The sequence below is a fragment of the Advenella sp. genome (assembly GCF_052108595.1).
Lineage (GTDB): Bacteria > Pseudomonadota > Gammaproteobacteria > Burkholderiales > Burkholderiaceae_B > Advenella.
Genome location: NZ_JBQEAU010000001.1, coordinates 85,024 through 96,024, shown reverse-complemented (window position 1 = coordinate 96,024; position 11,001 = coordinate 85,024). Strand labels below are relative to the sequence as shown.

Here is an 11,001-nt window from a genome sequence, read left to right as displayed (position 1 = left end):
TCCGCAACGGATATGGCCTTTTCTTTGTTGACGAAGCTATTTAGGGAGGATTTTTCTGGTTGATTTTTTAAACTTGTCTGATCAGCAACGCTTTGATATCCGCAATTCGGTAAGCGGCATTTGTCTTCATCACCTGGCTGAAGACTTCAATAAATGCCCGTGTGGCTGGCGACCGCAGACGGCGCCCGGGGGAGAGGCTCCAGACGATAGCTTCGGGTAAATTCCAGTCCGGCAAAGCAGACACCAGCATGCCGTTTGCTACAAACAACCTGGCCACGGGCAAGCCGCCGATCCCCATGCCAACTGGCCGGGTGATGCATAGCAGCATCTGTCGCACCCAATGGTTGACCCCTTTTCAGATCTGCCGTACATTGGTCGATAGTTTATGCCAAATATGGAATTAGTTAAAATTAATCGGCAATAATATTGCTTATTGTTCCACTTATGGAAATCATAATTCTGTAATAAGTATTTTTCTATCGATATCAGAAGTCCATAATGAACTCACTGAATCCTGCAGTGCGTCAAAACCGACGCACACTCCCGCAGATTTCTACCGATCATATATGGAGTTAACATCATGAAAAACGTACTTGCTTCCCTTCTCTTTGGTGCCGCTTTTGTTGCCGGTGCCGCCCATGCTGCCGATTTTTCCGAAAGCCAATATCCCTTCCCTGAAAATGCGGTCAGCCCCGTGCAGCAAAATCTGATCGTTGAGCAAAGCAACACCAGCGACTCTTCCTACCCTGCGATTCTTGTACGAAGCACCGATAGCCGTGCTGATGTGCGACGCGATCTGGCTGACTATCAGGCAGAACATCCTGCAGACGAATACATGGGTGACTAAGCCAGGAACGCGCCAGCCTATTGCATCTGGTATAGCGTGAAAAAAAGGCCATATTCCGCAACGGATATGGCCTTTTCTTTGTTGACGAAGCTATTTAGGGAGGATTTTTACGGTTGGCTGGCCAGCAGCGCCTTGATATCTGCAATTCGGTAAGCGGCATTTCTCTTCATCACCTGGCTGAAGACTTCAATAAATGCGCGTGTGGCTGGCGACAGCAGACGGCGCCCGGGGGTGACACACCAGACGATAGCTTCGGGTAAATTCCAGCCCGGCAGAACAGGCACCAGCGTGCCGTTTTCAACAAACGGTCTGGCCATGGGTTCGGGCAAACCGCCGATGCCCATGCTATGGAGCGCCATGGTCCGCTGCAGACCCAGGGAATTTGAACTGAACATGCAAGCCGGCGAGCCTTCCCAAAAATCGGTGCCGCGGCTCAATCGCCAGCGCCGAATGTCGCCCATACTATTCATCAGCATCAATCCACGATGTGTTTTCAGATCCGCCGGCTCCTGGGGCGGGCCATGTTTGCTCATATAGGAAGGACTGGCATACAGGGACGTCACCAGTGTAGCAAGACGGCGGGCGACCAGGCTATTGTCGTCGGGCAAAGAGCTAGCCACACGAATGGCGGCATCAAATCGTTCTGCCAGCAGATCCACCCGTCTGGCCGACAGATCCAGTTCCAGCCGCACATTCGGATGCTGCTCTGAAAACAGAGGCAAAAACTCGGCGAGCGCATGTTCAAAAAAATCGGGAGGAAATGACACCCGCAATGTTCCCTGGGGGGTTGCCTGCCGGTCCCGGGCAAAAGCGATCGTGCATTCTGTTTCATCGACCAGTCGCCGGGCGTGTTCAAGAACTTCACTGCCAAACTCAGTGATCATCAGCTTGCGCGTGCTGCGGGTGATCAGGCGCTCGCCCAGCTCTGTCTCCAATCCGCTGATGCGGCGTGACAGGGTGGACTTAGGCAGGTCGAGTCGGTCGGCTGCGGCGGAAAAACTGCCGGAATCCATGACCTGGGCAAAAAGAATCAGGTCGTTTGCGTTGATTGTCATGACGGTTGCGATTGTTCCAGATAAAGGAAAAAGAGTTCCGAATTTCGGTCTACAGAATCCCTAATATACCCCATACAATAACAGTATCAGTGGTGCAACAGAGGGCGCGCTGCATTCAGTGCACATCCATTGCAAATGCACTTCAAATATAGCCTTCGAAGCACCCTAACCCATTATCAAGGAATAAACAAAATGCTGGAAATCAGAAAAAGTGAAGAACGCGGTGTTGCCGAGCACGGGTGGCTAAGTTCACGCCATTCGTTCTCGTTCGGCGGCTATCATGATCCCGCCCATACCGGATTTGGCCCGTTGCTTGTCATCAACGAGGACCGGGTGCAGCCCGGACGCGGCTTTGGCAAGCATGGTCATCGCGACATGGAAATTATCTCATATGTATTGGAAGGCAAGCTTGCTCACTCCGACAGTATGGGTAACGGTTCGGCCATTGGCTACGGCGACGTGCAGCGCATGAGCGCCGGGACCGGCATCATGCACAGCGAATATAATGATTCGGCCGAGCAACCGGTGCACTTCCTGCAAATATGGATTGAGCCAGACAGAGCCGGTATCGCACCTGGCTATGAAGAGAAAGCCTTCACACCGGCAGAGAAAAAAGGCCGCCTGCGCCTGATCGCTTCCCCCGACGGGGAACAGGGCTCGGTGCTGATCCATCAGAATGCAAGAATATATGCCAGCATCCTGAATGCCGATCCCGCACTGAGCCACGAACTGGCTGACGGGCGCGCCGGGTATGTGCATGTGGCCAAAGGCAGCGTGACTGTCAATGGCCAGCTGCTACAGGCGGGCGATGCGCTGAAGATCACGGATGAAAAATCCGTGGTTCTGGAAAATGGCAGCAACGCCGAAGTACTGATGTTTGATCTGCCTGCGCAATTCTAATGGTCACTGCCGCTGGCCGTTCAAACAGCAGGCACCGCATTCAGTTGCTGCCTGCAGCCTGAACGGCTCCAGACTTATAGACGTATTGCCGCAGTTGCAGGTAATCGCCACGTGATGAAAAGCCACCGATCCGCCAGGAGGAGACAACGGGCCGGATCGGTGGTAAAAACGTAGCAAAACTGATCGTTGCAAATTGATTTTACGCAATTTCGGTCGGCACGATGTGCCAGGACAGGTTCGCCCTCAATGGCTACCGATGAGACAATGCCGAAAGAAGGGGAAATCATCGCGTTTACGTTTGCTTTTAAGTTGGCAGGAAGCTCCCGGACCTTCAATGCTGTCGTACTCATCGGACGATTTCCTTATGGTGATTGATATCATCCATCGATATTTCAATTGTGATAAATTTTGTGTCATAGCGATCACCGCCTGACAAAGTCTACGCAGTGCACTTTGAATAGGGAACGTTTTTTTGCGATAAGCAAAGACACGATTCGCATTAGAGTTTGTGGTCACTTTCAAATGCAGCGTCCCGACTGGGCAGGATGAGCGAATGGCGTTGCTGCAAACGAGAACTCCTCCCGGTCATATTGCGTGCACTGAAAAAATGGTAAAGTGAAGTTGCCGTCTTTTGTATTGATGGCTGCGTATTTCAACTGACATCCGTGCCCGACGACCAGACGAGTTCCCATGAATAGCCGAGACCCTCATTTCGAAAATGAAACCCTGCAGGCAATCCTGACCCGCAAAAGCGTGCGCGGCTTTTTGCCCGATCCGGTTTCCACCGACGACATCCGCACTATTCTGCATGCAGCCGCCCGCGCGCCCAGCGGCAGTAATATTCAGCCCTGGAAAGTCCATGTGGTGACCGGCGCCGCGCGCGCCGCCATTGCGCAGGCCTTGATGCAGGCACACGACAACGGCGAGCCGGAAAAGCGCGAATACCAGTACTACCCGGTAAAATGGCGCGAACCTTATCTGGCAAGACGGCGCGAAACCGGCTGGTCACTGTACAACACGCTGGGCATAACCCGAGAGGACAAGATCGGTATGAAACGCCAGCATGGCCGCAATTTTGCGTTTTTTGATGCGCCGGTTGTCCTGTTCATTACGCTGGACAACGACATGGAGACCGGCAGCTGGATGGACACCGGCATGTTTATCCAGACCATCATGATCGCGGCCAGATCGCTGGGGCTGCATACCTGTCCCCAGGCGGCACTGAGCAACTATCCCGAAATCATTCGCAGCCATCTGCATATCGCGGATGACCAGATCATCGCATGCGGTATTTCGCTGGGCTATGAAGATACCGAACACCCGGCCAATCAGTTTTCCACCAGTCGGATCGAAGTTGACGAATTTACGGTATTTCACGCTGATGGGCAGGAAAGCGCATCATGACCGACGCCCCCCGCCCCCGACAAACGCCGCTGTCCAACAGCCTTCTTTCTTCACTGCTGCCCGTTTTGCAACTGTCCCCACAGTATGCGCGGGCGCATCTGCAACTGGGTGCGGGAAATTTTTTACCGTCCAATCTGCAGGTCAATGAACTGGCTTGCGGCGCCGTCGCTGCAGCCGCATTGTCCGCCGCCGATCTGCGCCAGGCGCAGACCGTGACGGTAGACCCCGCGCAAGTGTCAGTTGCCTTTCGCAATGATCAATTGCAAACAATAGACGGCGAGCACGCTGCGGTCTTCAAGTCTCACTCAGGTTTTTTTCAAACCACAGATGGCTGGGTCAGGTTACATGGCAACTATCCCCATCACCGCCAGCGCCTGCTGGACGCACTTGGCCTGCCCGATGCGTGCCCGCGTGAACAGTTGGCCGATACCCTCAAACAGTGGCGCGCTATTGACGTAGAAGAAACAGTAACCGCAGCCAAAGGCATTGCCGTCAAGGTGCGCGATACTGCGCAATGGCAGCAGTCGGAACAAGCGCAGCAAGCCGCTGGCGTGCCGCTGCTGTCCATAGACAATATCGCGCGGCAAACGCCAATCCCGCCCGGCTCCCAGCAGGGGCGGCCACGGGTGCTGGATCTGACCCGCGTGATTGCCGGACCGGTTGCCACGCGCACACTGGCTTATCTGGGCTGCGATGTGTTGCGGATTGATAATCCGGCCATGCCGGAGCTGCCGGTGCAACATGTGGACACCGGTGCCGATAAACGCTCTGCCCTGCTCGACTTGCGTGAACCCGAAGCATTGCACAGACTGCATGAACTATTGAGCACCGCCGATGTCCTGGTCACAGGCTATCGCCCGCAGGCACTGGCGGCTTTCGGGCTGGACAGCGCAACGCTGGCCCGAACCTACCCCCATCTGATTCACGCGACGCTATCGGCCTGGACGTTTGCAGGTCCATGGAGGGATCGACGCGGCTTTGACAGTATCGTGCAGGCGGCGACCGGCATTGGCATGCTGGAATCTGCGGACGGCGCCACGCCCGGGGCCCTGCCGGCGCAGGCGCTGGATCATGCCACCGGCTATCTGCTGGCGGCCGGCATTTTGCGTGCGCTCAAATGGCGCAGCGAACAGGGTGGCACCTGGCGCGTGCAGGCACATTTGCTGGCGACCGCCAACTGGCTGCTTGCCAGTGGTGCCGCTACCGATAAAGGTATTTCGCTAGCCGATGTGTCACCGTGGCAGTTGCGCCAGCCCAGCCCATCAGGAATCGTTATACAATCGCTTCCTGCCTTTGCCATAGACAGCCACGCCCGTTTTTCACAGGTCGGCGGTCTTTGGGGCAGTGACGATCCGTCCTGGCGGACCGACTAAACGGCTTGATAGCCTCCCTGCGCACCCCACTTCACCAACCTGCCTCATGCAACCTTCAACTTCCGGCACGACGCCACAACACGTGGCCCTGGCCCTGCTCGCGCTGTCCCTGGGCAGCTTTTGTATCGGCACCACTGAATTTGCCAGCATGGGAATATTGCCGCTGATCGTAAGCGATCTGCAGGTCAGCATACCGACTGCCGGTCATGCCATTTCAGCCTATGCCATTGGCGTTGTGACCGGCGCGCCGTTGCTGACCATGGCAGGCGCACGCCTGCATCGGCGACCGTTTCTGCTTCTGCTGTTTTTCATGTTCATTGTGGGCAATGTGCTGTCAGCGCTGGCGCCCTCTATCGAATCGCTGATTGTGGCGCGGTTTCTGACCGGGCTGCCGCATGGTTGCTATTTTGGCGCGGGCGTTGTGGCCGGCGCCCATCTGGTCGGCAAAAGCAAAACCGGCAGGGCTGTGTCGCTGATCCTGCTGGGCCTGACCGTGGCCAATATCATTGGTGCGCCTGCAGCCACCTTTGCCGGACAGGTATTGGGCTGGCGCAATACCTACCTGTTGGTCGCGCTGTTCGGCCTGCTGGCCTTCGGTTGCCTATGGCGCTGGTTACCCAAATCAGATGCGCTAAAGGGCAATCCGGTCAGCCAGGAGCTGCATGGTCTGAAAACACCCCAAGCCTGGTTTCTGCTCCTGATCATCGCCATTGGCACCAGCAGCATTTTTGCCGTTTATACCTATATTGGTCCCATGGTGACCGATGTGGCCCATTTGCCTGCGGCGATGATTCCGGTCGCCCTGATGACCTTTGGCGTCGGCATGACCAGCGGCAACCTGCTGGGCGGCTATCTGGCGGACAAATATCAACAGAAGGGAATCATCATCGGCTTTTGCTGTGTGCTGATTGTGCTGTTTATCCTGGGCCTGACGGCAAGCTCTTCCTGGATGCTGTTGATCTGTATGTTTGGCATTGCGTTCAGCTCCATGCTGGTGGTGCCTTCCATGCAGGTCCAGATCATGCTAAGCGCCCCGCAGGCGCCTACACTGATGGGTGCCTTGACACATGCCGCTTTCAATGCCGCCAATGCACTGGGCGCTTGGCTGGGCGGCATCACCATTACCGCCGGCCTGGGTCTGGTTTCGCCCGTATGGGCGGGCCTGCTGATGACACTGATCGGCCTGGTGATTTTCCTGATGCGAGGCGTTATTTTGCGCAGGCACCAACTGCGCACATAGCCCACTACGATACGCTTGCGCTGACAATTACGCTTGTGATGATAATTACGATGGCGATGATGCTCACGCGGCAGACAGGCGCCCGACGCATTGCCGGGCGCGCTGGCTGATCCGACAAGGATTCTTGGCGGTTTACCAGCCCGCTTCCGTAACCAGCGTCTGCACCATTTGCGTTGCCGGCATCGGCCGGGCCAATGCCGCCGCCTGGCCTGCCCATTGCGCGGCAAAGTCATCATTGCCTTTGGCGCTCGCAGCCGCGTTCAGTGCCTTGGCCGCATCATAGGTCATGGAATAGCCGGGGGTGGGCGGACGGGCGCTGGACGGTTCATCTATATACAGGCGGTTGCGCAAACCACGCGCTGCGCGCCCCGATAGCGTCGTCGTAACACGGGTGTCATAAGCGCGTTCGCTTTGCAACGCCTTGCGGTAGGCGGCATTGGCGGCCGATTCCGGGCACAGCACAAACGCCGTGCCGCATTGCACGCCAGCCGCGCCCAGGGCCAGCGCGGCCTTGATAGCAGCACCGTCCATAATGCCGCCAGCGGCCACCACCGGCAATGCCGATTGTGTTGCCAGCATATGCACCAGGGCAAACGTACCATACTGAGCGTCGCCATTTTCCGGGTCGAATACGCCCCGATGTCCGCCGGCTTCATATCCCTGGGCAATCAGCACATCAATGCCGGCGGCCTCGATCTGGCGGGCCTCTGCGGGCGTGGTTGCGCTGGCCATCAGAAGGATGCCGGCGTTTTTCAACGCGTCAATATATTCCTGCGACGGCAAGCCGAAATGGAAACTGACCACTGCCGGACGGGTTTGCAGCACCAGTTCAAGCATATCCGGGTAATCGGGAAATGGCCTGTAGATGTCCTTCAGTTCTGATGGCGGCGTGGCCCCGAACGCTTCGAACATGGGACGCAAGTGCTCCAGCCACGCCTGGCTGGCCGCCTGGTCCGGCGCGGTCGGCCGATGGCAGAAGAAATTGATGTTTACCGGATTGCGCGTCAGGCGCTGGACTTCGGTGATCATGCTGCGCGCCTGATCCAGCGAGGCGGACGCCAGTCCCAAAGAGCCCAGCGCACCGGCCTCCGATACGGCAGCGGCCAGTGCCGGCGTGGAAACGCCCGCCATAGGTGCCTGGATCAGCGGATATGTTGTATTCAATAATTGGACGAGTGATTTACTCATGACATTCCTTTTTGCGTGACTGCTCGGCCCGGCCGGGCCGAATGCAGCAACAGCACGGGTCAACACATGCAGCGCTTCACGATGTCCGACATCAGGTTTGCCGGCCCATCATACCAAAGCGGCAGGCGGAATTTGCCCTTGTCATACATCGCATTGGGGTTTTGATCGTTGTGTGAAAAACGGCCTGCACGCGTGCAGGCCGTCCATACCATCACTCACCCCTTGATTCAGTACCCCAGAGTGACGCCATCCGGATTACGCGGATCAGAGTAGCCATACATCATATTGTCGCGAATCTGTATGGTTTGCGTGCGGCCCATTGTGGGCTTGACAACGACCTTGTAGCCCTGTTTTTTCAGCAGCTCGATGGTATCGGGACTAAATCCGGGTTCCAGCCGCAGTTCGTCCGGCAGCCATTGGTGATGAAAGCGCGGCAGGGCAGCAGCAACGGCCGGGTTCATGCCAAAATCAATACTGTTGGTGAGCGTCTGCAACACAGTTGTGATAATGCGTGCGCCGCCAGGGCTACCGGTCACCAGCCAGGGCTTGTCGTCCTTGAGCACCATGGTTGGCGTCATGGACGACAGTGGCCGCTTGCCGGGCTCAATGGCATTGGCCTCCCCGCCGATCAGGCCGAAGGCATTAGGCACGCCCGGCTTGGCCGAAAAGTCATCCATCTCATTGTTCAGCAGAACGCCGGTATTGCCGGCTACAATCCCGCTGCCGAAATTCAGATTCAGCGTATAAGTGACTGCGACCGCATTGCCGTCCTTATCTACAACAGAGTAATGGGTAGTCTGGTCGCTTTCATATTTCTGCGGCGCGCCGGGCTTGATATCCCTGGCAGACGTCACTTTTTCTTCGGCCACCAGTTTGGCCAGATCATCAGCATAGGATTTGGCGATCAGGCCTTTTTGCGGGACTTTGACAAAATCGGTATCACCCAGATATTCGGACCGGTCGGCATAAGCGCGCTTCATGGTTTCTGCCATCAGGCGAATGGTTTTGGCGCTGTTGGGGCCCGATTCGTTCAATGGGAAGTGTTCCAGCACATTCAACATCTGAATGATATGGATACCGCCCGAGCTCGGAGGCGGCATGGACACAATCTTGTAGCCGCGATAGTCACCGGTGACTGGCTCACGTTCCACCACTTTGTAGTTGGCCAGGTCCTCTTTGCTAATCAGTCCCTGATGCTTGCCCATTTCCTGGACGATCTGCTCGGCAATGGCGCCCTTGTAAAACGCATCACTGCCCTGTTCTGCGATCATTTTCATGGAATTGGCCAGATCTTTCATGACCAGTTGCTCACCCGCCTTGAGCGGTTCGCCATCCTTGAAGAAAATGGCCTTGGTGTTTTCCCACTTGCCCAGGTTGTCTTTTTCCACAGCCAGCGCTTCGGCCAGCGTCGGGCTGACGGCATATCCCTTTTCCGCAAGGGCAATGGCCGGCTGGATCACCTCTGCCAGCGGCATGGTGCCCCATTTTTTCAGGGCATGCTCCATCCCTTTGACCGTACCCGGTACGCCAACGGCAAAATGGGTATACAGCGATTTATTATTGATGACCTGGCCCTTGTCATCCAGATACATGTCGCGGCCGGCCTTTGACGGGGCCATTTCACGAAAATCAAGCGCGATGGTCTTGCCCGATTTGGCCTCGTGCACCATCATAAAACCGCCACCGCCCAGGTTGCCCGCATTGGGCAATGCCACGGCCAGGGCAAAGCCCACAGCCACCGCCGCATCGACCGCATTACCGCCTTTTTTGAGAATCTCCAGTCCGATCTCCGAGGCCAGGCGCTGCTCGGATGCCACCATACCGTTTTTGGCGCTGACCGGATGGAAAATATCCATGTCGTAGTCATACTTGATGGTAGGCGGCGCCGGCAGGTTGACGGTGCTTGCGGCAGCCGGTGGTTCCTGCGCCGTGACCTGGCCTGCACCCAGCGCCAGCGCAACGCTCAGGCAGGTTGCCGACAGCGCAAGCCGGCTTATTCTTTTGTCGAACAACATGTCTGTACTCCTCGATTTTTTTAGATGTATATCCTGAACAACCTGAGAAAACACCCGTTGCACAGGCTGGGGGCCAATGGATTGAACACGATTGTAAAATCATCCGCAACAAATTGATAGGTGTTGGTGCCGCTGTTTAACCCCTTCTTACAATCTGTTTTATTGCCTGTGCAGATTTGGCGCGGTTTACCAGTCACCACCTTTTTTCACCTGTTCCAGTTGACGGCGATCACGCTTGGTCGGGCGGCCATGCTCAAGACTGAGGGCGGGCTCACCGGCCAGCCTCCGCTGTTCCTGCGCGGCCTCGCGCGCCAGCCGGCTCGCTTCGGTCTCTTCATAAAGCGTGCGCGCAACAGGCGCCGGCCCCCGTATGGCAGATAACGCCAGCACCTGAACCGTGATCGTGGTCTGATCACGTCGGACCGCCACCAGGTCGCCCGGGCTCACTTCACGGGCGGGTTTGATCGGGTGATCGTTGATCAGCACGCGGCCTTTGCCGATTTCAGTGGCCGCCAGCGAACGCGTCTTGTAAAAACGTGCTGCCCAGAGCCATTTATCAATACGTAGTTTTTCCATAGGATGATAGGTAAGCGGTTCTGCCCAAGCGGGCTTAATGCAGGCAAGACTTCGCATCGCATGTCGTTGGGGACGCGACAACATGCCGGACTATTGTAGTCGCATTTGGCAGCGCGCGCGCTGGCGATTGTCGCCTGCGGCCCGGGGTTTTCCTGGCAACTGTCCTGCAGCGCCCGATTGGGTGTAAACTCTTTGCCGACATTCAACTTATTCCCTTAGGTATCATGAGCATCATGAAACGATTCTTTCCCGCGCTTGCAACCTGCGCCGCGCTACTGAGCATCGCTGCCCCCGCCACTGCCGTCGCCGATGATATTGGCTGCGTCAGCACCACCTGGCGTATTGTCAACAATGACAAGGTCTGCGTACAGTCTTTCAACGATCCGCAAATCGAAGGCGTGAC

Annotated in this window: 11 protein-coding genes; 6 read left to right on the top strand and 5 right to left on the bottom strand. The window is 56.5% G+C overall.

Features of this window, described 5'->3' with window-relative positions:
- Positions 1-67 precede the first annotated feature (67 nt).
- On the bottom strand, positions 68-250 hold the full coding sequence (locus tag ACTIKR_RS00435) for a hypothetical protein (RefSeq protein WP_442326942.1): 183 nt from the start codon (positions 248-250) through the stop codon (positions 68-70).
- A gap of 330 nt (positions 251-580) precedes the next feature.
- Here ACTIKR_RS00435 and ACTIKR_RS00430 point away from each other — a divergent pair, with 330 nt between their 5' ends.
- Positions 581-847 (top strand): hypothetical protein, encoded by a 267-nt coding sequence (locus tag ACTIKR_RS00430; RefSeq protein WP_193089914.1) that lies wholly within the window; start codon positions 581-583, stop codon positions 845-847.
- 107 nt (positions 848-954) lie between these two features.
- On the opposite strand, the gene ACTIKR_RS00425 is transcribed toward ACTIKR_RS00430, so the two are convergent.
- The gene (locus ACTIKR_RS00425) at positions 955-1,902 is read right to left on the bottom strand and encodes a LysR family transcriptional regulator (protein WP_193089913.1); all 948 of its coding nucleotides are present in this window, start codon (positions 1,900-1,902) and stop codon (positions 955-957) included.
- A 192-nt stretch (positions 1,903-2,094) separates the two neighbouring features.
- Between ACTIKR_RS00425 and ACTIKR_RS00420 the strand changes: the two genes are divergently transcribed.
- The 4 genes from ACTIKR_RS00420 (at position 2,095) to ACTIKR_RS00405 (ending at position 6,819) form a co-directional block, all read left to right on the top strand.
- Complete coding sequence (locus ACTIKR_RS00420; RefSeq protein WP_193089912.1) at positions 2,095-2,802, top strand: pirin family protein; 708 nt, start codon at positions 2,095-2,097, stop codon at positions 2,800-2,802.
- A 690-nt stretch (positions 2,803-3,492) separates the two neighbouring features.
- Positions 3,493-4,206, top strand: coding sequence for a nitroreductase (locus tag ACTIKR_RS00415; protein ID WP_193089911.1), 714 nt, complete (start codon positions 3,493-3,495; stop codon positions 4,204-4,206).
- Complete coding sequence (locus ACTIKR_RS00410; RefSeq protein ID WP_193089910.1) at positions 4,203-5,579, top strand: CoA transferase; 1,377 nt, start codon at positions 4,203-4,205, stop codon at positions 5,577-5,579. The genes ACTIKR_RS00415 and ACTIKR_RS00410 overlap by 4 nt, the downstream gene beginning before the upstream one ends.
- Before the next feature lie 46 nt (positions 5,580-5,625).
- Complete coding sequence (locus tag ACTIKR_RS00405; RefSeq protein ID WP_193089909.1) at positions 5,626-6,819, top strand: MFS transporter; 1,194 nt, start codon at positions 5,626-5,628, stop codon at positions 6,817-6,819.
- A gap of 132 nt (positions 6,820-6,951) precedes the next feature.
- On the opposite strand, the gene ACTIKR_RS00400 is transcribed toward ACTIKR_RS00405, so the two are convergent.
- The 3 genes from ACTIKR_RS00400 to ACTIKR_RS00390 all read right to left on the bottom strand — a co-directional run bounded on the left by ACTIKR_RS00400 (position 6,952) and on the right by ACTIKR_RS00390 (position 10,598).
- Positions 6,952-8,007, bottom strand: coding sequence for an NAD(P)H-dependent flavin oxidoreductase (locus tag ACTIKR_RS00400; protein ID WP_193089908.1), 1,056 nt, complete (start codon positions 8,005-8,007; stop codon positions 6,952-6,954).
- Between the two features lie 227 nt (positions 8,008-8,234).
- A complete protein-coding gene (gene ggt, locus ACTIKR_RS00395; RefSeq protein WP_193089907.1) occupies positions 8,235-10,022 on the bottom strand; it encodes a gamma-glutamyltransferase in 1,788 nt (595 codons plus the stop codon).
- 186 nt (positions 10,023-10,208) lie between these two features.
- Positions 10,209-10,598, bottom strand: a complete 390-nt coding sequence (locus tag ACTIKR_RS00390; RefSeq protein WP_193089906.1) for an RNA-binding S4 domain-containing protein — start codon at positions 10,596-10,598, stop codon at positions 10,209-10,211.
- Positions 10,599-10,822: 224 nt separating this feature from the next.
- Between ACTIKR_RS00390 and ACTIKR_RS00385 the strand changes: the two genes are divergently transcribed.
- Positions 10,823-11,001, top strand: a 179-nt coding sequence (locus tag ACTIKR_RS00385; RefSeq protein WP_442326944.1) for a CreA family protein, incomplete at its 3' end; no start/stop codon positions are given.

What these genes read in the sequence shown, in the direction of transcription:
- ACTIKR_RS00390 (WP_193089906.1), bottom strand. Translation starts at nt 10,598, where the DNA reads ATGGAAAAACTACGTATTGATAAATGGCTCTGGGCAGCACGTTTTTAC.
- ACTIKR_RS00410 (WP_193089910.1), top strand. Translation starts at nt 4,203, where the DNA reads ATGACCGACGCCCCCCGCCCCCGACAAACGCCGCTGTCCAACAGCCTT.
- ACTIKR_RS00435 (WP_442326942.1), bottom strand. Translation starts at nt 250, where the DNA reads ATGCTGGTGTCTGCTTTGCCGGACTGGAATTTACCCGAAGCTATCGTC.
- ACTIKR_RS00430 (WP_193089914.1), top strand. Translation starts at nt 581, where the DNA reads ATGAAAAACGTACTTGCTTCCCTTCTCTTTGGTGCCGCTTTTGTTGCC.
- ACTIKR_RS00415 (WP_193089911.1), top strand. Translation starts at nt 3,493, where the DNA reads ATGAATAGCCGAGACCCTCATTTCGAAAATGAAACCCTGCAGGCAATC.
- ACTIKR_RS00420 (WP_193089912.1), top strand. Translation starts at nt 2,095, where the DNA reads ATGCTGGAAATCAGAAAAAGTGAAGAACGCGGTGTTGCCGAGCACGGG.
- ACTIKR_RS00400 (WP_193089908.1), bottom strand. Translation starts at nt 8,007, where the DNA reads ATGAGTAAATCACTCGTCCAATTATTGAATACAACATATCCGCTGATC.
- ACTIKR_RS00405 (WP_193089909.1), top strand. Translation starts at nt 5,626, where the DNA reads ATGCAACCTTCAACTTCCGGCACGACGCCACAACACGTGGCCCTGGCC.
- ggt (WP_193089907.1), bottom strand. Translation starts at nt 10,022, where the DNA reads ATGTTGTTCGACAAAAGAATAAGCCGGCTTGCGCTGTCGGCAACCTGC.
- ACTIKR_RS00425 (WP_193089913.1), bottom strand. Translation starts at nt 1,902, where the DNA reads ATGACAATCAACGCAAACGACCTGATTCTTTTTGCCCAGGTCATGGAT.